General features: G+C 38.7%; 19 protein-coding genes. 6 read left to right on the top strand and 13 right to left on the bottom strand.

All coding sequences use genetic code 11. The features are described 5' to 3' along the window. Nucleotides 1-22: 22 nt before the first annotated feature. From AC4E8B_RS04430 to AC4E8B_RS04420, 3 genes are all read right to left on the bottom strand, one after another. Entirely contained in the window at nt 23-331 is a 309-nt protein-coding gene (locus AC4E8B_RS04430) for a hypothetical protein (protein ID WP_490217268.1), read from the bottom strand. A 13-nt stretch (nt 332-344) separates the two neighbouring features. Continuing rightward, nucleotides 345-1,109, bottom strand: coding sequence for a DUF2089 family protein (locus AC4E8B_RS04425; protein WP_490217266.1), 765 nt, complete (start codon nt 1,107-1,109; stop codon nt 345-347). Between the two features lie 282 nt (nt 1,110-1,391). Further along, on the bottom strand, nt 1,392-2,018 hold the full coding sequence (locus AC4E8B_RS04420; RefSeq protein ID WP_490217265.1) for an HNH endonuclease: 627 nt from the start codon (nt 2,016-2,018) through the stop codon (nt 1,392-1,394). Nucleotides 2,019-2,691: 673 nt separating this feature from the next. Between AC4E8B_RS04420 and AC4E8B_RS04415 the strand changes: the two genes are divergently transcribed. After that, nucleotides 2,692-5,841: a DEAD/DEAH box helicase gene (locus AC4E8B_RS04415; protein ID WP_490219499.1), complete on the top strand. Its 3,150-nt coding sequence runs from the start codon at nt 2,692-2,694 to the stop codon at nt 5,839-5,841. A 125-nt stretch (nt 5,842-5,966) separates the two neighbouring features. Here the strand turns inward: AC4E8B_RS04415 and AC4E8B_RS04410 are convergent, their stop codons facing one another. From AC4E8B_RS04410 to AC4E8B_RS04400, 3 genes are read right to left on the bottom strand one after another with little or no spacing between them, the layout of a single operon-like run. Then, complete coding sequence (locus AC4E8B_RS04410; RefSeq protein WP_490217263.1) at nt 5,967-6,362, bottom strand: (deoxy)nucleoside triphosphate pyrophosphohydrolase; 396 nt, start codon at nt 6,360-6,362, stop codon at nt 5,967-5,969. A gap of 60 nt (nt 6,363-6,422) precedes the next feature. Then, nucleotides 6,423-8,858, bottom strand: coding sequence for a DEAD/DEAH box helicase family protein (locus AC4E8B_RS04405; RefSeq protein ID WP_490217262.1), 2,436 nt, complete (start codon nt 8,856-8,858; stop codon nt 6,423-6,425). 4 nt (nt 8,859-8,862) lie between these two features. Further along, nucleotides 8,863-9,186 carry a nucleoside triphosphate pyrophosphohydrolase gene (locus AC4E8B_RS04400; RefSeq protein ID WP_490217261.1) on the bottom strand — a complete coding sequence of 108 codons (324 nt, stop codon included), beginning with the start codon at nt 9,184-9,186 and terminating at the stop codon, nt 8,863-8,865. Nucleotides 9,187-9,496: 310 nt separating this feature from the next. On the opposite strand from AC4E8B_RS04400, the gene AC4E8B_RS04395 reads away from it, so the two are divergent. The 3 genes from AC4E8B_RS04395 (at nt 9,497) to AC4E8B_RS04385 (ending at nt 11,343) form a co-directional block, all read left to right on the top strand. After that, nucleotides 9,497-10,417: a DNA/RNA non-specific endonuclease gene (locus AC4E8B_RS04395; RefSeq protein ID WP_490217260.1), complete on the top strand. Its 921-nt coding sequence runs from the start codon at nt 9,497-9,499 to the stop codon at nt 10,415-10,417. 347 nt (nt 10,418-10,764) lie between these two features. Then, entirely contained in the window at nt 10,765-11,010 is a 246-nt protein-coding gene (locus AC4E8B_RS04390) for a helix-turn-helix domain-containing protein (protein ID WP_490217259.1), read from the top strand. A gap of 54 nt (nt 11,011-11,064) precedes the next feature. Beyond that, complete coding sequence (locus AC4E8B_RS04385; RefSeq protein WP_490217258.1) at nt 11,065-11,343, top strand: hypothetical protein; 279 nt, start codon at nt 11,065-11,067, stop codon at nt 11,341-11,343. Nucleotides 11,344-11,604: 261 nt separating this feature from the next. Here the strand turns inward: AC4E8B_RS04385 and AC4E8B_RS04380 are convergent, their stop codons facing one another. Continuing rightward, nucleotides 11,605-12,387 carry a hypothetical protein gene (locus tag AC4E8B_RS04380; protein WP_490217257.1) on the bottom strand — a complete coding sequence of 261 codons (783 nt, stop codon included), beginning with the start codon at nt 12,385-12,387 and terminating at the stop codon, nt 11,605-11,607. Between the two features lie 25 nt (nt 12,388-12,412). After that, nucleotides 12,413-12,781: a helix-turn-helix domain-containing protein gene (locus tag AC4E8B_RS04375; RefSeq protein ID WP_490217256.1), complete on the bottom strand. Its 369-nt coding sequence runs from the start codon at nt 12,779-12,781 to the stop codon at nt 12,413-12,415. A gap of 288 nt (nt 12,782-13,069) precedes the next feature. Between AC4E8B_RS04375 and AC4E8B_RS04370 the strand changes: the two genes are divergently transcribed. Both AC4E8B_RS04370 and AC4E8B_RS04365 read left to right on the top strand, forming a co-directional pair. After that, nucleotides 13,070-13,414, top strand: a complete 345-nt coding sequence (locus AC4E8B_RS04370) for a PadR family transcriptional regulator (RefSeq protein WP_426837263.1) — start codon at nt 13,070-13,072, stop codon at nt 13,412-13,414. Continuing rightward, entirely contained in the window at nt 13,405-14,676 is a 1,272-nt protein-coding gene (locus AC4E8B_RS04365; protein WP_490217255.1) for an FtsW/RodA/SpoVE family cell cycle protein, read from the top strand. The genes AC4E8B_RS04370 and AC4E8B_RS04365 overlap by 10 nt, the downstream gene beginning before the upstream one ends. Before the next feature lie 340 nt (nt 14,677-15,016). Here the strand turns inward: AC4E8B_RS04365 and AC4E8B_RS04360 are convergent, their stop codons facing one another. The 5 genes from AC4E8B_RS04360 to AC4E8B_RS04340 all read right to left on the bottom strand — a co-directional run bounded on the left by AC4E8B_RS04360 (nt 15,017) and on the right by AC4E8B_RS04340 (nt 21,116). Continuing rightward, nucleotides 15,017-16,216 (bottom strand): AIPR family protein, encoded by a 1,200-nt coding sequence (locus AC4E8B_RS04360; protein ID WP_490217254.1) that lies wholly within the window; start codon nt 16,214-16,216, stop codon nt 15,017-15,019. A gap of 211 nt (nt 16,217-16,427) precedes the next feature. After that, entirely contained in the window at nt 16,428-17,534 is a 1,107-nt protein-coding gene (locus tag AC4E8B_RS04355) for an IS4 family transposase (RefSeq protein ID WP_490214648.1), read from the bottom strand. Between the two features lie 169 nt (nt 17,535-17,703). After that, on the bottom strand, nt 17,704-18,201 hold the full coding sequence (locus tag AC4E8B_RS04350) for a hypothetical protein (protein WP_490217253.1): 498 nt from the start codon (nt 18,199-18,201) through the stop codon (nt 17,704-17,706). A gap of 668 nt (nt 18,202-18,869) precedes the next feature. Then, on the bottom strand, nt 18,870-19,163 hold the full coding sequence (locus tag AC4E8B_RS04345; RefSeq protein WP_490217251.1) for a nucleotide pyrophosphohydrolase: 294 nt from the start codon (nt 19,161-19,163) through the stop codon (nt 18,870-18,872). A gap of 9 nt (nt 19,164-19,172) precedes the next feature. Continuing rightward, complete coding sequence (locus AC4E8B_RS04340) at nt 19,173-21,116, bottom strand: DNA/RNA helicase domain-containing protein (RefSeq protein WP_490217249.1); 1,944 nt, start codon at nt 21,114-21,116, stop codon at nt 19,173-19,175. Between the last annotated feature and the right edge of the window lie 286 nt (nt 21,117-21,402).

Genomic DNA, 21,402 nt, shown 5'->3' with positions numbered 1-21,402 from the left:
AGTTGTTCACCCTTGTCTACAATTAGTCTATTTCATATCCAAATTCTTTTAAACGATTCTTACAAATTTCTCTTTCCTCATCTGTAAAAAGGTCATTGTATTCAGGCCTTAAGACTAACGCCTCTACAGACAAATCAAGCCTATTGTTCTCCCACAAAATTTCAAACCCGTAAGTTCCTCCGCTTTTGGAAATTAGCTGTTTTGCAGCTTTAAGTCCCCCTTCTGTTGATACTAGTTGGATAAATCTTGAGGCGTTATATTTGAGCTCCTTCTTTGCAGTAAAATATATATTAGTCATATCTTCATGAAATTTTTTTTCCAAGGTTTTCATTTTTAGACCTCCACTATTTCATTTCACTCACAAAGCTTGGATTCATTGTCAGATATCCTCTCTCATTACAGCAAATATCTGCCCAATCCAGAACCGCTGCTATTACAAACCCTGGCCCAAAAGCAGTTTCACCTTCCTGTACGCCATGAACTGTATGAGCAATATATCCCTCGACTGAATTGAAAGGAAGGTCAACACTTCCAAGTTTTGCCCCTGAACGCGCTTTACCTTTTACCGCCTTACCTCCATTTTGAGATACGACCTCAACCGCAGCATCAAAAGCTTTCCAGACAAGCTGATTTGCTGGTGGAATTTTGGGGGATACCAGTCCTTTCCCACTGGCATCAAACCATATTTCACAAGGATCTCCCTGCAATAACTTGATAGTAGTTCTTCCACCACAGGCATTGAGCCTTTCTTTGATTCTAGTAACTACTGCACTATCATTAGATTCTATTTGTAAGAAGCTTACTGCAGACATCTCAGTCACCATCTCTTTTTCATTCTTTATCTCTTCAATCCCTAATTTCTTTACAATCTCGGAAATCCTTCCTTTAACAGCAGGATAAGACATTCCTTTTTTCTGCTGAACAGCTTTAAGACTTCCGTGATACTTTAGAAATGTCTTAACGAAATCTAGTTCGTCAACTGAAAGAAGAGCAAAATTATCTAATCCAAAATTTTTAGTTAGCTCTAAATCACACTCTTTGCAACTCAACCGTGTTGCTATCGAATTGTTACTACATCTTGGACAATGGATTGTTAAAACATTTTCCATAATATCCCTCCTATGTACTCATCGTAGTTTAAGAATTTATTATAGTCAATGTGGTTATTATGAATATTCATCACTACTTCTAAAGAAAAAAAGAAAAATGCCAGTTAAAGTAATATCTACTTAAACCGGCACCATACTACATTGTTACTTGCACATACAGTAGTTGCTATCTATCTTATTTATAGAAGAATGCGTCTGACTCTACATAGTTTAAAGCTTTAGCTGATGCGGGTCAGGCACCTAATTTGGCCAACAATGAGCCACCGTGACAGCTCCCTTGGCTCATTCTCCAATTAATCTAGGATCAGGCAGTTTTCTATCAATGTTTTCCACCATTTGAATATTTGATCCCAATTCATTTGCAATTTTTTCTCTGATAGCATTGGAAAGTTTTTGGCTTTCCTGCATCATGCTATGCAGTTTCTCACAATTCTCCCAATGCTCTTCCCATACGTCTTTTCCAACTATTTCTTCAAAGTTTACAATAGTTGGTTTGCTCCAAGCTTCATATCTTTCAAGATGTTCTATATTAGTATGTAGACTGGGAATATTCCGGGTATTCGGAGAAAGCCTGGCATTTCCAAGCATCCAAACTTTCCAATTAGAGTTTCCCTTAGATTGATTACATTTGCCGCAAGCTGGAACTAAATTCTGTATTTCAGATATATAACCAGTTGGTCGCTTATTACGAATAAGGGGGCGAAAATGATCCCATTCAGTATAATTGTCACCACAGTATGCGCACCGGACTTTATCTTCCATTCCAAGGATTTCAAGAACTTCTCTAATTTCCTCTTCATCAGGTACAATGCAAGGAATGATTCCATTTACAAAGGCATTAGTTATACTAGAACTTCTTCCGGTAATTTTTACTGGTTTAGGCATCTTAAAAGAATCTTTAAAAATCATTACTTCCTCCTCGTGGCCCATTCGGATTTAATTATATATTTGCTTAGATACACTTCGGTAACCCTAAATTTTATACCTTCCTATCCACCCAACCAACCGAGACCTACTATACTCATACCACTGCGAACACAACAAATACTTCTTCCCCAAAATGCTAATAGGCTTAGCATAATACCGGCTCCGCCCAGTATGATCCATCTTAAGTTCATCAATCTTACCCATGTCCGTTACTTCCCTAAGCAAAGGAAAATTCAGGTCAAAAGTGTTTTTGGAATACCTTTTGTCCTTCAAATTCTCTATCACAGATAGTGGAACACGACCACTTTCCAAAAGCCTTTTCAAGTCTGTTTGGGCAATAACCCCTATCTTCCTTTCAAAAGCAGGCACGCTTTCTACTGCTCCCGCTACAGCCATCTCTTTTTCAGCAGCATCGTTTTCTTCATACTTTCGAACTTTCCGATTTAACTGCTTCAGCAGCCTTTTCTTTTCCTCTATCTTTTGTTCCAACTCTAACAGTTCTTTCTGCCGTCTACTAATTGTTGTTTCAAGCTTTGAAAGTTCTAAGGATTTATTAAGCATAGGGTCCTCCTCTATACGCAACCACGATTCCGGCTATATCTGTGTTATTATAATTATACCAAATAAACCCATATACCATGAAAGGATCTCACCCATGCTAAAACAAGGAATCTACGAAGAAATCATTACAAAAAAACTCCGAGAAGAGCTCACAGACTCCAACTTGGATTTTGATATTGGAAGGTCGCCTTTGGACGTTGAGGAAGCCAGAAAAGTCCTATCTTCCTACATCAGCTCAGTTACCAGAAAGGCTCTAAAAGCTGTTCGTGATGAGGAAAAAAACGATCAACTGGCGCTTTTAAAACAAATTGAAACCTGCAATGAAATCATCAGCACTCTAAGCCAGCGATTAGATCACCAGGAGTTTGAACAGCTGAAAATTGCCGAGGAAGGCGAGGTCTTGACTCATATCTACTCTAAGATGAACTCCATCCGAAGCATCGGCAAACTGGAAGTCATCCGTCCCATAACGCCCATTTCTGAGAGCTCGTTATTTACTGGTTCGAGCTATGAGCCCAATATGCTGGGTGAGCTGAAGAAGGAGATTGTCTCTTCTGACTCTATTGATATGCTGGTCTCTTTCATCAAGTGGAGCGGCTTGCGTATTATTTTAGAGGAACTGAAGACGTTCACTGAGTGTGGTGGCAGACTTCGGGTGATTACGACTTCTTATATGGAAGCCACTGATTACAAGGCGATTCAGGAGCTGAGTAAGCTTTCCAATACTGAGATCCGTATTTCTTATGATGTGCAGCGGACAAGACTTCATGCAAAGGCCTATCTTTTTAAAAGAGATACCGGGTTCAGTACAGCTTATATTGGCTCCTCTAACCTTTCCAATCCTGCCCTAACTTCTGGTCTCGAGTGGAATGTAAAGGTAACGGAGAAGGATTCCTTTGATGTTCTTAAGAAATGTGAAGCCACCTTTGAAAGCTATTGGAATGATAGCGAGTTCAAAGAGTTTAATGGAGAGAACGAGGAGGACAACCAGACTCTTAAGCTGGCCCTGGAGAAAAGCAAAGTGGCTGAGGATTCGGTTCAATATCTTTTTGATATCCAGCCTTACTTTTACCAAAAAGAGATCCTTGAAAAGCTGCAGGCAGAACGGGAAGTTCATCATCGCTATAAAAATTTGCTGGTTGCTGCAACTGGTGTGGGGAAAACAGTGATCTCCGCCTTCGATTACAAACGCTTCAGGAAAGCAAATGGCGGCAAAGCAAAGCTACTATTCGTCGCTCACCGCGAAGAAATCTTGAAGCAAAGTTTGGATACCTTCCGTGCCATTTTACGAGAACCAAACTTTGGGAACATGCTTGTCGGAGCACAACAACCATCCTCTCTGGATCACTTATTTGTCAGCATCCAAAGCTTTAACAGCAAGGAACTCGATAAGCATACCGAGAGTGGTTATTACGATTTTATTGTCGTGGATGAGTTCCACCATGCCGCGGCAGACTCTTATCAAAAGCTGCTCAATCATTATCAGCCGCAAGTTCTCCTAGGATTGACCGCTACTCCTGAAAGGATGGATGGAAAAAGCATCCTCTCTTATTTTGATGATCATATAGCAGCTGAAATGCGGTTAACAGAAGCGATCAATCAAAAGCTGTTAAGCCCTTTTCAATACTTCTGTGTCACCGACACCGTCGACCTTTCAAGCTTGAAATGGTCGAGAGGCGGTTACGATACCAAGCAATTAGAAAATGTCTATACGTCTAACGACCTTCGAAGCTCTCAAATTGTTCAGAGTGTCCAGAAGTATGTCACAGATATTAGCGATGTAAAAGGATTAGGGTTTTGCGTGTCAATTGCCCATGCTCAATACATGGCAGACTTTTTTAACAAATCCGGAATCCCTTCTATCGCCTTGTTTGGAGGAACGGACAGAAAGTCTCGTTTAGAAGCACAGCAGCTGCTTGTTTCAGGTGAAATCAAGTTCATCTTCGTCGTTGATCTGTACAATGAAGGAATCGACATCCCAGAAATCAATACTGTCCTGTTCTTGCGCCCAACAGAGAGTCTGACCGTCTTTCTGCAGCAATTAGGACGCGGCCTTCGTTTATCAGAAGACAAAGATTGCCTGACCGTCTTGGATTTTGTCGGACAAGCTCACCGCAACTATTCTTATGAGGAAAAGCTGAGAGCTCTGATCGGAAAATCAAAGCACTCTGTCCAATACTATGTGGAGAACGGATTCTTCAACCTGCCAAAAGGCTGCTTCATTCAGTTAGAAAAGCAAGCGAAAGAATACATCCTTCGAAACATCAAAGCAGGTGCTAATACCAAAGGAAACCTAGTAGCCAAGTTAAGAACCTTTGAGCCCGATACCGGGAAATCTCTCTCTTTGAAAAATTTCCTGGAGCACTATCATCTAGACCTCTATGATTTTTATGGAGGAAATAAAGATCGAAGCTTCTCCCGGCTATTAGTAGAGGCTGGCCAGGCTGAAGATTTCAAGTATGAGGACGAGGATTGGCTGACAAAACGATTGCCAAACCTATTTCATCTTAATTCAAGAAAGCTGCTGGAGTTTTTAAAAGATTATATAGAAACAGGAGAAGCCAGTAGCAAAGAAGAAGAACTAATGCTGAACATGTTCTATTACTCTTTTTATCAATCCCATCCTGAAAAAGAAGAGCTCTCTTCAATAAGGGAAGGTATCGAAAATGTATTGAAGCACCCAGTCTTCAAAGAGGAAATCAAACAGATTATTGGGGTATTATACGATTCACTTGAAACAGTAGAACTACCGCCTAACCTTGACTTTCCTTGTCCGCTTCAAGTACACAGCCGCTACTCAACGGCCCAGGTACTGGCTGGACTGGACTACAATAACGAAGAACAAAGCCCAGCATTCCGAGAAGGTGTCAAATACTTTAAAGACAAGAAGCTCGACATCTTTTTTATCACTTTGAACAAATCAGAAAAAGATTTCTCACCCTCAACTCTATACGAGGACTATGCCATAAACGAAAAACTGTTTCATTGGCAAACCCAGAGTAAAGTAAGCGAGGAGAGCCCGACTGGTCAACGGTATATCCACCACCGTAGCACGGGGAACAAAGTCGCTCTATTCGTCAGGGAATATAAAAAAGAAAAAGGCAGCCTCCCTTCACCTTTCGTGTTTCTTGGAACTGCAAATTATATAAAGCACTCAGGGAACAAGCCGATGAGTTTTGTTTGGGAGCTTGAAGAAGAGATGCCTTCTTATTTGGTGCCGAGGGCTAATAAGAATATTTTGTAGTCAATTAGAATAAATGATGCCTGTTCCCCCTACATACTTTCAATGGTGTTACATTATGTGGAGGCAGGCCTGTAAACAGTGCCCATTAAAAAAGCTATCCAACAGAAAAGTTGGATAGCCTTTTTTTACGCGTATACTCTTGCGATTTTTTCTATAGTAGGAATATCAGCTGGAGCCCATTCTAGAGCGGGCAATTTTTTAGGAGCCAGCCACTTGATCGCAGCATGCTCAGTTAAAACCGGCTCTCCTTCTACCAACTCACAATAGTAGGTTGTTAAGTGAACAATACCAAAGTCATATTCATAAACCGTATGCTCTATTTTTTCTCCAATATCTATCGTACAATGCATCTCTTCTTGAATTTCTCGTACTAAGGCTTGCTCAGGTTTTTCGCCTTTTTCAATTTTGCCACCTGGAAATTCCCATAATAGTGGTAACGACTTTTCCTTACCTCTTTGAGCACAAAGAATTTTATTATCTTTAAAAATAACTGCTCCTACAACATGTATATCTTTTTTCATTATCGGCTCCTACTGAAGGGTTCATTATTGCAAAGAATACCACAAAGCCTATATATAATACTACAACAAGTCACCAGATACTCCGCTAGCTTTCCTCTGAAAGTAAGCATGAAGCCGGTATTCACAAATCTCGCTTGTAAAATGAAAAAGAAGCGCCTCAAATTGCTCAGATATATCCAATCCTATATCAAAGATCCCATCCTCAAAGGATATAACCCCACCAGAACTCCCACTCCATTTAGTCATAGGCATAGTAGCAATTAAACCGGAAACCTTCTTTTCATCATACTCCCACATCTGTTTATGAGACTTGCCTGAAAAGTCAATCGATCTCCGGAATTCTTCACTTGTTAAGTAGTAGTGAAAATACGGCGCTGCTTCCTCTGGTGTAAAGGGCTTGTACCATTCAGAAGGTCCTTTTTGCAGCATTGCTTTAAGCAAGACCATCTTATAACTTCTCGTCATCCCAGTCTTTTCTACTTCCTTCAGCCATTGCTCATAAGACAGATAAGCATCTTCCTCCAATACACTCAGCTCGTCTATTTCATAAAGGAAGCGATGATAGGATTTCCATTCGTCGTAATAAGCTTTTGCTCCCATTCTCCCCTGCAAATGGAGCTCCAAATAGGTGGGCCTTCTCCCCAGCTCATATTTCAGCTCGAAATAAGCCTCTTTGAGTGCTTCTTTTCGAGGCTGCTTTTTACGGGCCATTTCTGCCAGTAGATCTACAACGCTCGTCTCTAAGTTTAAGCTGCAGTCCTGCGGAGCTGTTGGGATAGCTTTTGAGCGGTTTCCCTTTTTACCCGGTTCCTGTTCAAACAGAGATACCTTTACGTCTGCATTCCGATAATTTCCAATCAGATCAATGATTACACAGTGGCTTTTATTTTCATGAAGGCGCAGGCCGCGTCCCACTTGCTGGGTGAACACAGTTAATGATTCAGTCGGACGAACAAACAGCAGGGTGTCTACAGAAGGAATATCTACTCCTTCATTGAATAAGTCCACTGTAAAGATGGCATCCAGTTCACCATTATCCAGCATTTTAATAGAATCTGCCCTGTCTCTGCCGGTTGAATTTGATGTCAGAGCGAGTGTGTTATAACCATTTCTTTTGAAAACGGCGGACAGAAACTCTGCTTGGCGGATAGAAGAACAAAATACTAAAGATCTATTTTGCTTATGCTTTTCCCAAGCTCTTAGAATTCGTTCCGCATAACTTTCCTTTAGCTGGACTGCCATTAGCTGCTCCTCATCATAGCGGGACCCTAACCAGGTTATTTGGGAATAATCAGTTTCATCATAAACCCCATAATAATTGAATGGAGATAACCAGCCATGTCCGATCGCCTGTAGGAAGTCAATTTTATAAGCTAGATTCCCCTCACAGATAGAATAGATATCTCGATTATCATTGCGATCTGGTGTGGCTGTAATCCCAAGCAAGAATTGCGGTTGAAAGTACTCCAAAACCCTTTGATAGGTATTGGCAGCTGCATGATGAAACTCATCAATAATAATAAGATCAAAATCATTAGGACTAAACCGTTTCATATGCTTCTGCCTGCTAAGCGTGTAAATGGAGGCAAATACAGCAGCCTTTTCTCCGTCTTTTTCGATGCCATTATAAAGCCCTGTTTCCAAATCAGGCATAACATTTTTAAAAGATTTTTCCGCTTGTTTGAGGATTTCTTCACGGTGAGCGATGAAGAGAACTCTTTTAAACTGTTTGGCGAAGAAAGCGGCTAGATAGGTTTTACCCAGCCCTGTAGCCATTACCACAAGCGCTTTTCTATAGCCTTCTTCATAAGTCTTGCTGAGCTCCTCTAAAGCTTCTATTTGGGCAAAACGCGGAGCGATTTCTCCATAAGCAGCAGGAGGCTCTAAAACAACACTCTCTGACTCAGGTTCCTTCTCCTCCGGGAGCATGAGATTTACTTCTTCCTGCTCGGTCCATACCTTTTCAAGATTCGTATGCTTTTGATGAAAATCTTCGTAGTCACCTTTATACTCCAACAAGCTTTCATCATTAAGCGGGACAGTCTGATCATGATAAAACAGCTGAAGAAATGCTTCAGAGCCTTCTTCAAAAAGCTCCTTATTATCGTTCACAAGTAAGTTCCACTCGACCCCTTTATTCATTGCAGAAGCAGAGAGATTGGAAGAACCGATAAAGAAATGGTCCTTGTCTCCTGTCTCTATTAAGTAAGCCTTAGGGTGAAAGCTGATTCCTTTGCTTTTCCAGAGTCTTACCTCAATAGCTGGATGTATAGCCAATAAACTCGCCAAGGCCTCAGGCTGAGTGATATAAAGGTAATCTCCTGTCAGAATTTTAACATCTGCTCCCTGCTCTGCTGCAAAACGCAATGCTGGTTCTAACAATCGTACACCCGATTTCATTGAGAAAGAAGTAAGGATATAGATTGTCTTACCAACCATAATCTTTTCCTGCAGCTGTTCTCCTAAATGAGAAGTGATTAACTGATAGGGTTTCATAAAATCAATCTTCAACCTCAATCAAGAAGATTTTTTCTTCAAATCCTCCGCGCTTTTCGGCTTTCTCTTCACGAACCTTCTCAACCTCTTCAATGGATGAACCATGATGATGAGCCAAAGAGTGAATAATCTCCAATAGATCTGCCAGCTCTTCCACCGCATCTTCGTTGGTATCTGCTCCACAATATTCATCCAGTTCTTCATAGCTTTTCTGCTGTAGATACTTGATGTAATCCTGATCATTTAATATTTTGGTAGAAAACTTCTTTCCGCTTTGCTCTATAATTTGCGGAATTTTGTCACGGACTAATTTATTGTAGGTTGGCATATGTAAGACCTCCTGATTATGTAAATTACAAAGACTTCCACTTTATAGATTTAGTATAACGGTAAGAGGGAAGGTTAAACAAGGTCGCAGGAACAGGTTCCATGGTCCTGCCTTAATAAGAGCCTAGGGGTCTGTCCCCTTGGTTCTTTTTTGTATTTCCTGTAAAATACAATTGGAGATATATACCACCCAAAACACTCAAAGAATGATGGAACTTAGTGGTAATATGAATAGGTTAACAATATTAATGTATGTTAACCTTCAGAGATTCTAAGGATTAATACTTAAACTTCTATAGGAGAGTACTCAAATGAAAAAGAAACTGAACTATCTAATCTCACTTTTAACAATCATCTTCGTGGCTGGTTGTACCAACGCAGAAGATGCATCCAATACAAATGCAGATACAGTTCCACTAGAAGAAACTACAGTTACTGTTAAACCAGAAGCAGAAAAAACGGCAAGTGTTCCAGCTACCGAGGAAACATCTACCCAACCAAATAATGAACTGTTCTCAGGATATAAACTTATTGAAATCGATGGCGGTGATGTATCTGGATATCGTGAATCCAAAGTCGTCGTTGACATTGGTTATGGGGACCGGGAATATTGGGCATTTACGAATGAATATGGGCAGCTAGTACGGGTCATTGCTGACGAAATCATTCTGCAAGATGACAGTACTGAACCTGTATTATCGTCTGGAAGGTACTATTCTGATGAGGCAAAGGTTCCTGGTGTCGAAAGTGACGTTTTAGATGAAGGTCATATCATTGCTGATTCTCTTGGCGGAGTATCAAATGCTTATAATATTACTCCACAAGATAGTACGCTCAACCGGCATGGCGATCAGGCTTACATGGAAGACGCGATTCGTAAGGCAGGTGGAGCTGCTAATTTTGAAGCAATTATCACATATCCAAATACGGATACGCAGATTCCTTCAAGTTATCAGTATACCTATACTTTAATGGGTAATGAGATCGTTGATACATTTGACAATGTGAACCCTGATGAAGTAAACGAATCACTCGGGTTAACAAGCAGTGAGCCAACCGAAACAACCAGTACAAACACAAGCGGTGATGTTTCTAGTGTTGACACAAACGGTAATGGACAGGTGACGATTAAAGAAGCAAAAGCAGCAGGTTTCAGTATGCCGATAACGAGTGATCATTGGTTGTACCCATATATGGACGATCGTGATGGCGACGGTATGGTAGGTGAGTAATCCCCTGGAACTTTGAGCCGGAATAAATGAAAGAAAGAAAATATAATTATTCTTCACTAACGGGTGCGTTTCTTCAATAAGGAGATCGCACCCGTTTATTTGCCCTTCCCGAACTCCTTCCTGGTAAAAGACCGCCCTCTGCTCTTATGCCTTATAACCAAAATTGATTTAAAACTAGCATCCCAATCCTTCATAAATGTGTGGTCACGCCTTCGATATCAGGTAAAACAGACCTTCCCGTGATAAAAAACCTCCACTTTATAAAATTTCACATCTTATGTGAACTATAGTTCATAGTGTTTCTGCCTGCTCAGTTATGTAATTACTGTAAAAAGGAGAAATTTCCTTTGGACAAAGAGCAGATTCTTTTTATCGGGAGCACAATCAAACGACTAAGAGCTGAGCAGAAAATCAGCCAGGAGGACCTCGCTGGATTAACCGGCTATTCACGCGAGTACATAAGCAAAGTGGAACAAAACCATATTGACCCCAGCCTCGGCGCTGGTACCGCATCAATCGCCAAAGCATTTGGGTTGAAGACATGGGAATTAATAAAGATAGCTGAGGAAAATACTAAGCTGGAAGAGAAATAACAGATGTGGCAAAGTAGAGTGATCGAGGAGTTAATCTTGAAAGGGGACTAATCGTTGATAACTGAATATCGAAATTCTCGAGTTGTAAGGATAAAGAACGAGCACGGGGATGAGGTAGAAGTTGAGCTTCTGCAATTCCCTTCTTATTACAAAGTAACAGCAACCATTTGCCAGGATTCTTCACCCTACAAAGACTGTATAGGGATTGGGGTGGACGATGAGAATGAGAGCAGTGCTTTGAGGAAGGCACTTCGAGAGCTGTACCTGGACGCTTATGGGAGAGCCTCTTCGCTGAAGTTTACTAGACGGGTATTGAACCAGCTTTATGTGTAAAGTCAACTAAAAATCAATGGATAAAAGCGGCTAGTTTTTCCTAAACTAACTTCTTTTGTCCCCTCCCCTCCCTTATTCGCAAGAATGCAATTTATTGTCGTACTGGCATGGAAACTAACTTAGCAAGGGAAAATCTTTGTTACTTTAACCGACTTGATACACACACTTTAATCCTTAATTCTATGAGTCTAGCCCTGCTTATTAATGTCTAGAATTAGAATTCTGATATTACTTGAGTTATTTATTACTTCATCTAAATCCCTATAATTCCCCACTTTCCAGTTTCCCTTTCACGTCCAAGTATTTTCTTTCTAACTCAAAAATAAAATTCTTAGTCTCATTAAATACCCGGTCCCCTGGGTTATTAATTTCTTCTTTTTCTGCAAGATGTTTTAAAAGACCAAAATCTACTGTGTGTGAAGGTTTCACCAAATTTTCATCTAATGATAACGTTTTGAACAGTTCTATCCATTCTTCTCTACTTAATGCAACATCAAAGTTTTTTCTTATTTCCTCTTGTAAAGTTTCGTTTTGATGTGCAATTGCAGATTCATACAACTGTATGAGGATTGCTTTGTAAGGAGCTTTGAATGTATCCATACATTTAGCTGCACGTTCAATGAACTTCTCTTCTATTGAATCTAAGAAGTAAAGGTATAGATCTTTACCTATTAACATTTGACTAGCAAAGTAATCAGCCTTACGTTCTGTTAAGTCAAATTCGGTTAAGATATCATGGGGAACTGAGGATAAAGGTTCTTCGGTTAAATGAAATATCTCATGCCAATAAATAAAATATTGATACAATCGTGGCTGTGACGTATTAATTACCGGAACTTTTTGTCCGTTCGGCAGTTCTCTTATTGCCCCGCCCCAATCAGAATCTGGAATAGGAATTTGAATTAAATAATGATCCTTCAAAATTTGCAATGCTTGTTTTTCCGGAGATTGTATATCATATTTAGCAAAGTGCCGATGCATAAATCTGATATGACGTTGAATTTCACTCTTTATTTGTTGATTTAACTTTATCGTTTCATCCAAATTCGTACTAGTGATCCTCAAGTTTTCACCCCTTTATATAAAAAGCAGCAACAGTTAATAACTCGTCTAAATCATCTAATAAATCTTGTGCTAGATAACTTCTCTTGGCAGCAGGTGATCTATCTGAATATTGGGTTGAAGGTAATTGCCATTTCTCCGGCTTGTTAGAAGGGGGATTTATGAAATAATCTAAAGGTAATTTTAGTGCTCCAGTGATTTTTTTTAATTGCTCTTCGTATATGTTAGGATTAGGGCTTTGTCCTTCTAAAATTTGATTAATTGTTGGCCGGGAAATTCCAGTTAATTTTGATAACGAAGACTTGGTATAACCATTTAGCCTAAGAAAAGTAAGTAAATTCTCTCCAATATTTCGCTGCAGAGCATATAATTTCATTATTTTCACCTCCATGTTTTCTAATTTAATTATACACTAGCGCTAAAGAAAGGTGTAAAATTAATTTTTACACTTTGTAAAAATAATTTACCCACCAATTATCTCTTTTATACATTTTTTAAAAAAAGGTGCCTGACCCCACAAGCTTTAAAGATTTAGCTAATGTGGGGTCAGGCACCTTTTTCTGTTTTTCTTTTCAGACATATTGACACAAATTAATTTATATCATAAATTATACATATAATATCTATGCATAGATTTACTATGCATTCAAAAGGTGGACTGTTTATGAAGATTAGCAAAGAATTACTAAAGGGTAGTACAACTACTCTTATTTTGAGTTTGCTTCATTCTAAACCAATGTATGGCTATGAAATTATCAAAGAGCTGGAATCGAAGTCTAATGGAATTTTTAGTTTTAAGGAAGGCACGATCTATCCCATCCTACACAGCCTTGAGGAAAAAGAATTAATTGTATCTTACTGGGGCGAAGGTACCGGAAAGAGAAAAAGGAAGTATTACAAGATTAATGACCAGGGAAAAGAGTTTATTCAAGAAAAAAAGGAAGAATGGTCCGTTTTCAAGAATGCTGTTGACGAAGTTTTAAGTGGGGAGAAAATCGTATGGGAATAGATAATAAGTTTGAAATGTATATTAGAGATTTGTGTAAAATGATAAAAAATAAGGATGTACATGCCCATATAAAACTGGAAATTAACGATCACCTTCATACGCTCAAAGAGGAGGCCATGAGTACAGGACTTTCTGAAGAAGAGGCTATAGATCAAGCATTAACACGTATGGGAGATGCTGGGGTTTTGGGAAAGCAGCTTAACAAAACACATAAAGCCCCTATGGATGTGAAAACCTTGCTGCCAGTGCTGACAGCTTCTCTATTTGGACTGCTGGTTATGTATTATCTGCAATTCTATTCGGCTTTTACAGAGCTTCAGGAACTGAAAGTTTTCAATAAAAGTCTTAGCTTCTACTCGTTGGGTGCCGTGCTTATGCTAAGCCTATTTATATTTGATTACAGAAGATTGCTGAAATACTCCAGGCACTTCTATGCGGCAACAATCCTCATCCTTTTAGTGACCATTCTCATTGGTATCAGAGTCGATGATGTGCCATTTTTAAATATAGGTTTTGCCACTATTAATTTCACCGAAATCACTCCATTCCTTTTGGTCATTGCCTTTGCTGGAATGTTTCATTCCTGGGATTGGAATGATAATCGAAAGTCTTGGTTAGCTATAGGTATGATGTTAATACCCATTTTATTAATGGCCACTACAGGAGCCTTCGCAGCTACTATTATTAGCATCGTTGTATGCGCTGCAATCATGCATACGTCAAGGTCCAGCCTTAAGCAAACTATCACATTCGCCGTTGCTGCTTCTATATGGCCCATCTGGAATCTGCTGTCCCTTTCTCAGAGATACTCCATGGCAAGCTCCTATACAGATCTTAAAATAGGTGAAGCATATTTTATAGGAAGTGCCCTTCAAGTGTCCCCAAGTTTCATTTCTGAGGTCCATACCGATTATGTCTTGGCATACATCATCTACTCGTTTGGGTGGCTAGCCGCTATCACGGCTTTAGCTCTGGTTATATTTTTCATTTACAGAATATCGAATACAGCCAAAAGAGTGGCTCCCCCTTATGGAAAATTACTGATTACAGGATTGGCAGCAGTGTTTTCAGCTCAGTTTATACTAAGCCTGCTGACGAATCTCGGTTTATCTCCACTGACTGGTGTCCCCGTACCATTCATGAGTTTTGGAGGTTCACATTTATTGCTGGAGATGATATCCGCAGGACTGATTCTAAGCGTATTTAGAAGGCGAAAAACCAAGGAGACTGTTTCCTTGCATCACGGTACGCAAAGTGATTAAGCCACAGGGACAGACCCCTCGGCCAGCATCAAAAGGAGCCAAGGAACCTGTCAACTTGGCTTGTTTTGAATCTTAATCGATGAAAACTGGTTAATCTAAATTTATTAAAATCTGTTGATTTCTACTTGACGGTTACAATTGAATCATTCTTAATCAGCATTTTTTTCTCCTCAGGAATTGGTATATCTTATATTTTATAAAAAAATAGACTGTAAGCAAACCCGATGTTCGTCGAGTTTTTCTACAGTCTGAAAGATAGAATGCCTTATTTATAAGGCATTTTATCTTTATCACTTACCTATGATAAGGCTCTCGCGATGTATCAAAATGAGGTTGTTGATTAAATGCTAACTTTTTCCTTTATAGATTCTATTAACTTTTCTGTTACATCTTTTCTTTTAAAAGCATCTCTATTAGACAAGTCACCCACTACTTTATCTACTATTTCTGTTACCTCAATAAATATTTCAAGTGCTTTGTCATTATTGTTTAAAACTTCTATTATCTTGTTACAGTATTTATTAATAGCCTTTTGTTCAAATGGACACATTTCCTCCCCATTAATTATTAGTCTGAACAACATCATCATATGATATCTAGCTTTTTTATACTTCGAATCGATTACTCCACTCCTAAAGAAACTTTCCAATTTATAAAAAGTTAATCCACTTGTATAGTAAGGAGATAGTTCATGATTTTTTTTGAATATTTTTTCTCCCATTTCATTGGCTATGGTTCCATAATACCTAGATACCAAGTGTGGATTTTCTAAAAACATTGCAGAAAAAATTTTAATCTGTGTTGGAATGGAGATAATTGTAGTTTTAAAAACAGAATTAGATGCATATTGATTTGTTCTTCTTTCATAATGCAGCCTTGTATCTCCAGGATATAACGCATAATATTGTTCAAGCTTTTTTTGAAATTCAGATAATGCTTCTAATTCTTCTTGCTTTACTTCTGTTTGGCTATTTGTAGCTTTAGTTATATCATTTTTTATATCATCACTATCAGTAATAATAAGTCTAAAAGGAACATTTACTTCATCTATTCCATCTATGTTTCTATTATTATATAGAACATGACTTGTTTGGCATCCATTTACAATCTGATAATTATTAATTGTAAACTGGTCACCAGTTGATTGAAGCGTATCTGCTACAATTGTTACTCCGTTATTTAACACACCAAAAAATCCAAACTTTTTATCTTCTATTGTATTTGAAATACTTTTATTTACAGGATTTTCACCTAAAAAGTCTCTTACATTATCATAAAAAATATTTCTCATTTGACCTGAGTCATCTGTAATTATTTTCTTTAGTTCTCCAAAAGCTAAGATTCCAAAGTAAGATTCTTTAATACCTTCTACAACTGGTATAGTAACTCTTTTTTCAAACAAAAATGTAGTTGAAAGCTCTGTTTTTGTTTTTCGATAAAAGTCTTGTATTTCTTTCGCACCAAAAGGGTTAAAATTTATATTTGCAAACAAATTAGTATTTCGGAGATCAACCTCATACTGCTCTTTTATAGCAACCAAATTAGAATCGTTTTGCCAATTGCCAGTAGTAACGTAATATAATTTAATATCTGGATTCTTTTTTAATAAAGCAGGGTTTTTGTCACTAGTCTTGCAAATAAGAGGTTAAAAATGGAAATTTGTTCAAACTAGCTTTAATTAGCTTGTTTTTTCGAAAATGAGGGCATGCCAAAAAAGACATGACGGTCGCATTTTTTAAAAATTTTCCTTCTTAGTTTCCGTGGATGATTTGCACAGTCTTCAATTTTTTAGGATGTTTCCTTCGTCTACCTGGCTTTCCTTTTTTCCTTCTTCCTTTTGATGGTTTGGTAGGTTTTCGATCCAGAGCCTGGATAAACCGGTCCCAGCTATCATGCCAATAGAACCGAAGAAGCTTAAGCACCCGCCATGTTGACCGCTTAGTACCTGTCTCGATTTTAATCAGTTCGCTTATGCCATATGCAATCATTGCGAGCCATAATTGATTCCAAACAGCTGCGGGCTTATGGTTGTAAAGCTTGACGAGTTTAAGGTGCTGTTTCACCCACTTGAAAAAAAGCTCGATTTTCCAACGCATCCTGTAAATTTCAGCCACTTGTTCGGCGGAAAGATCTCTTCGTGTGGTCAGGATTCGAAACTTATTGTCCTTTTCATCCCGGAATTCCACCAGCCTGAGAGGGAATTTCCGGTCATTCTTGATATCGTGGATTTCAACCTCCGCATCCTTAACAATTCGGCTGTTGGAAGGAACCGAATGCTCCGTGAGGAGTTTGGTCCTTGAATTTCCTTTAATACGAACGACAAAATTGATTTTCCTCTCAATCCAATTATGGAAATGGCTGTAGTTGATATACCCGCGATCCATTACGTAAGTGGCATCCTTATCAACTACTAAATCAATGGATACTTCCTTATCTGCAACGCCTGTTGTGGAAAGTATTGCATCTTCCGGATAATAAGTTTTTTCATCCAGAACGGCCAATTTCAAGTGGATTTTAACGCCATTTTTGGATTTTGAGGAATACGCCCATTCGCCTGCCTTTTCCGGTAAAGAGATTTCAGTCGAGTCAATTACCGAAAGCCTCCCGGCTTCCATGGTGCTTACCTTTTGTGTGTAATGGCCATCAATCCGGGAGAATAATTTCATGGCTGTATCCTGCAGAAGCCAGGTTGGAAGTTTTTCAAGTTTCCGGTACAGAGTGGAGGAGTGGATTCCCTCAAGTTCTGTCAGTTCCTGCAGTTTATCCTTAGCCTTAAGGTTTTCCTCCAAATCCCAAAGGGAACCCCTTTGGTGAAGGAAAGCTTCTACGAATAAAAGGATGGCTTTACCCGATAACAATTTCTTGGCTCCGTGGTCAAGGTAAGGGTCTCGGAAATTTTCAAGTTTTAATAGGCACAAACACTTTTCAACGACAGTAGAATTGGGTAAATGATCAATGAGCATTTTACCATCTCCTAATTGTTGAAGTGTATTAAGGTGTTGCGACCGCCTTATTTGTCTTACTTCTTCAATTAGGAGATTTTTTATTATCTAAACCTTTAATGCTCTGGAAATATATACCATTCATTTGCAAGACTAGTGGGTTTTTGTATATAAAATCTTTGATTTCAATAAAATTCTTCATTTTTTCTCCTGCAAAATACGTAGGATTGCCGAAAAAGAATTTTACAGCTGTGTAAAAATTATGTATATCTCCACTTGAAAAACTAGAAGAGATTTTCGTTTGAATAAATATAAAAGTACAATCTAGAGTTTTTTGATTTTCAATAATATCCTCTAAATTGGAAATATCCTCTATTAAATCACCATTTACTATAATTCCAACTCCATCAATACCTTGCGTATGAGGGTCTGTTAATACCTCTTCACTATCGCATAAGACATTAAATTCATTTTCTAAAATTGTAGCACATGCGAATTTTTCAAAATCATTTTCTAGACCTTTAGATTTTATTTCATTTATATTTAGAAATTCTTCTACCATTCCTTTTGTTATTACATCCAAAAAAATCACTCACCTTATACATTTATACATCTTATTATATAATAATATGGAATATTTCGTATAGTTATTAAATTCTAGCGATAAACATAATTGAATTAGTACCTAATTCAATTTTAAAACTCATTCACATATGATTCGGCCCACCATTATTAATCTAAATTTTAAAAAAGGTTCATTCCTAATCAGATAACTGAAAGATGGAAACTAATTTCAATATTCCAAAATGATCTTATAGTATAACCAGTGAACTGCTATTCTTCTTGCTCAGTAAAGAATAAACGCCTACACGACCCAACTCCTCCCATTAAAAATATTTAATAGGGAATGGGAATTAGGGCTAGGTTCGTATAAATCCCTCTCTCCCTCATTCAAAATTGATAAGACAAGGATTACTCTACTTATCCTTTATTCCTTTCTCCAAGATTAAAAAGGGGGGAGTTTTCTATTCCCACCCTCTTTATTCTTCCTTTTTTTCTGTACAACCTACACGTTTTCCACAAAAAAAGGTGCTTGACCCCACACGCTGTAAAGCATCAACAAACGTAGATGCAGACTCCTATTCCCCTTCTTAGTTTACCCTTATAAATTAAATCACACCTAAAAATCTGAGCAAAAGAAAATTCCTGAACCTACCATTAACGGCAGAACTTCAGGCACTAATCACATCCTCACTTTACAGGATACTTAACCCCAATCTTCTCAAGCTTCTTAAAAACCTCTTCCTCCAAATCAACATCCATCCGATCTGCTAACTGCACTAAGTAAATCAGCACATCGGCCATCTCTTCCTTGATGTTTTGCCTGGTGTCAGCCGCTGCCTCTTCACTTGTTTTCCATTGGAAATTCTCCAATAGTTCACTAGCTTCAAGGACGATAGATATCGCCAGGTCCTTTTCTTTGTGGTAATGCTTCCAGCCTCGTTCGTCTCTGAACTTTAATACTTCTTTGATTAGATTATCCATTTGTTCTCCTTACTTATATTCTTCTTTATCTTCTGATACTCTCAACTCTGGTTTAAAGAACTCGTTTTCTTCATATAGAATATTGCTTTGTTCATATCGTTCCCTCAAATAAGAGGCAAGAGCAGGATCCGTGCAGTAAACATAGCAGCCCTTTTGCCCGCGGGTCATCAGAGTTCTATATGTATTCCTGATAATTTCATCCGCCAGCTTTTTGGCTTTCTTAGGATCGTCCTTCATCATTTTCTTCAAGCCTCTTAGTGAAGAATCTGTTTTAGCGCGCTTCGTATGATCTGTAATGACCTGGCCATTTTCATATCTCATGTCATCCCCGATAATGACTCCGACATATTCAAACTCCAGTCCCTGAGATGTATGGATGCACCCTGCCTCATTAACGGACTCCGGATCAATCGCCCAAGTATCAGAATTCCCCAGATTCCAGCTCATTTTAAAATCGTACTCATCCAGCATAATATCATGGTAATTTGGATTACTTTTACCTTCCTTTTCCCAGTTCCAACAATAGCCTGCAACCATACGAGCCTTATTGTTCATGTTCCGTCTTTCGATTTCTGTCCTCAAGTCATTCGGATTATCAAAGACTTTAAAGTCATACTGGCTTCCAATATAATCAGAATTAGCTGTTTCTCGTATCTGAAGTACATCATCCAGCCAGGCTAAATATCCGTCTGAACCATTGCAGCGGAACTGTGATTCCAAATTCATAATGGTTAAGTGAGCATGATTTTCTTTTGCATAATGTTCGATTTCACTTATGCTGCCAGCGTCTTTTAACGTCACCCTCTGCCGTTCATCTATAAAGAAAATAGAGAACTTTGATGCCGCTATTATTTCCTTAGTCTGGTTTTCACCCAGGTTTTGAAACATGCCTGATTTCAAATTCAGTCTGTGTGCTTCATCGACAATCAGTGCATCAAACTCATTTTCAGGGGCATTGATATAACTCCCAGATCCCTTAAACAAGTTATCAATATGGCCTTTCCTGAAGTCCTGCTTAAGCTTATTAGCATAAATATTCCGCGGCGCAGCATTCTTGGTCACATATTGGCAAACCATACTTTGGCCTGTCAAATGAACCAATAGATTGATAGCTAACACAGACTTGCCGGTACCTGGCCCGCCTTTTACAACCAACACCTGTTTAGTATTCGTCCTAAAAGCTTCTTTGGCCAAATGAACCGCTTCCTCGTAAACCACCTTCTGGTCATCAATCATCACAAACTCATCATTGCCCTTTAACATCAGATTTAGGGAATCCTGCAATGACTTGGAAGGTCTGATACGGCCATTCTCAATTTTATATAGATTCTCTTTATTATCCCCGAATTGAATGTAACGTTTAATAAAATTCCGGAGCTGCTGAGCCTGCCCCTTCACAAAAACAGGAGCCTGTTCAATATAATATCCATAAATCGGATCAGTTAAAGGATCATCCGCTCCTTGATTCAAGTAATTATGCAAGTATGCACAAGGATACAAACTCAAATCCTCATCCTGGGCATTCTCATTATAATCCCTAATTAAAGAAGCATAAGACCAGGCCTGATATGAAGGATGAGTGGTCTCAACAAGCCCCCGGTTCATCGCCGTCTTAACAATCGCTTCTTTCCCCCGGATGACCTCCACGGACGCCCACTGTTTCAATTCAACAATTACTATTGAGTCCTTGTCACCATCTCTTCCGGAAATAAGAAAATCAACACGCCTTGAAGTATGAGGAATTTTAAACTCGATCGCTACACCCGCATCACTGGGAATCTCGTTATCACTTAAAACACGGTACATGTATTGCATCGAATTATCCCAAGAGCGGACCTCACGTTCGTTGATTTTTCCGATCTTAGAATTGTAGTTATTGCATATATTGTTCACTAGTTCATCGTGGAAAACGTCTTCAAGGAATTCTGATTTTGTTGCTTCGTAGACTATCATGGTTTCAGTCCTTATTTATTATTTCTTATTAAATTGAATTATAAATAGAAGGGGATGGAGACATGAATTCAACAACTTAAAAATTTCATGTGGTGTTATATCCTGTTTTGCCCCGCAAAAAAAAATAACAATATATTCCATTATACCATGCTGCTGAGGCCAGCGAAGATTTTCCCATCCTCCTGCGCCGCGGGTCCTCCAGAATCGAAAGAAAATGCCTGACTCCACATGCTTTATAGCTTTAGATAATGTGGGGTCAGGCACCTATTTCCTAGAATGCACCCAA

The sequence above is a fragment of the Bacillus sp. SRL543 genome (assembly GCF_984799205.1).
Note: the sequence above shows the minus strand (reverse complement) of the source record. Positions and strands in the feature narration are given on the sequence as shown.

What these genes read in the sequence shown, in the direction of transcription:
- AC4E8B_RS04370 (WP_426837263.1), top strand. Translation starts at nt 13,070, where the DNA reads ATGAAGATTAGCAAAGAATTACTAAAGGGTAGTACAACTACTCTTATT.
- AC4E8B_RS04410 (WP_490217263.1), bottom strand. Translation starts at nt 6,362, where the DNA reads ATGAAAAAAGATATACATGTTGTAGGAGCAGTTATTTTTAAAGATAAT.
- AC4E8B_RS04400 (WP_490217261.1), bottom strand. Translation starts at nt 9,186, where the DNA reads ATGCCAACCTACAATAAATTAGTCCGTGACAAAATTCCGCAAATTATA.
- AC4E8B_RS04430 (WP_490217268.1), bottom strand. Translation starts at nt 331, where the DNA reads ATGAAAACCTTGGAAAAAAAATTTCATGAAGATATGACTAATATATAT.
- AC4E8B_RS04340 (WP_490217249.1), bottom strand. Translation starts at nt 21,116, where the DNA reads ATGATAGTCTACGAAGCAACAAAATCAGAATTCCTTGAAGACGTTTTC.
- AC4E8B_RS04405 (WP_490217262.1), bottom strand. Translation starts at nt 8,858, where the DNA reads ATGAAACCCTATCAGTTAATCACTTCTCATTTAGGAGAACAGCTGCAG.
- AC4E8B_RS04345 (WP_490217251.1), bottom strand. Translation starts at nt 19,163, where the DNA reads ATGGATAATCTAATCAAAGAAGTATTAAAGTTCAGAGACGAACGAGGC.
- AC4E8B_RS04425 (WP_490217266.1), bottom strand. Translation starts at nt 1,109, where the DNA reads ATGGAAAATGTTTTAACAATCCATTGTCCAAGATGTAGTAACAATTCG.
- AC4E8B_RS04395 (WP_490217260.1), top strand. Translation starts at nt 9,497, where the DNA reads ATGAAAAAGAAACTGAACTATCTAATCTCACTTTTAACAATCATCTTC.
- AC4E8B_RS04420 (WP_490217265.1), bottom strand. Translation starts at nt 2,018, where the DNA reads ATGATTTTTAAAGATTCTTTTAAGATGCCTAAACCAGTAAAAATTACC.
- AC4E8B_RS04415 (WP_490219499.1), top strand. Translation starts at nt 2,692, where the DNA reads ATGCTAAAACAAGGAATCTACGAAGAAATCATTACAAAAAAACTCCGA.
- AC4E8B_RS04365 (WP_490217255.1), top strand. Translation starts at nt 13,405, where the DNA reads ATGGGAATAGATAATAAGTTTGAAATGTATATTAGAGATTTGTGTAAA.
- AC4E8B_RS04375 (WP_490217256.1), bottom strand. Translation starts at nt 12,781, where the DNA reads ATGAAATTATATGCTCTGCAGCGAAATATTGGAGAGAATTTACTTACT.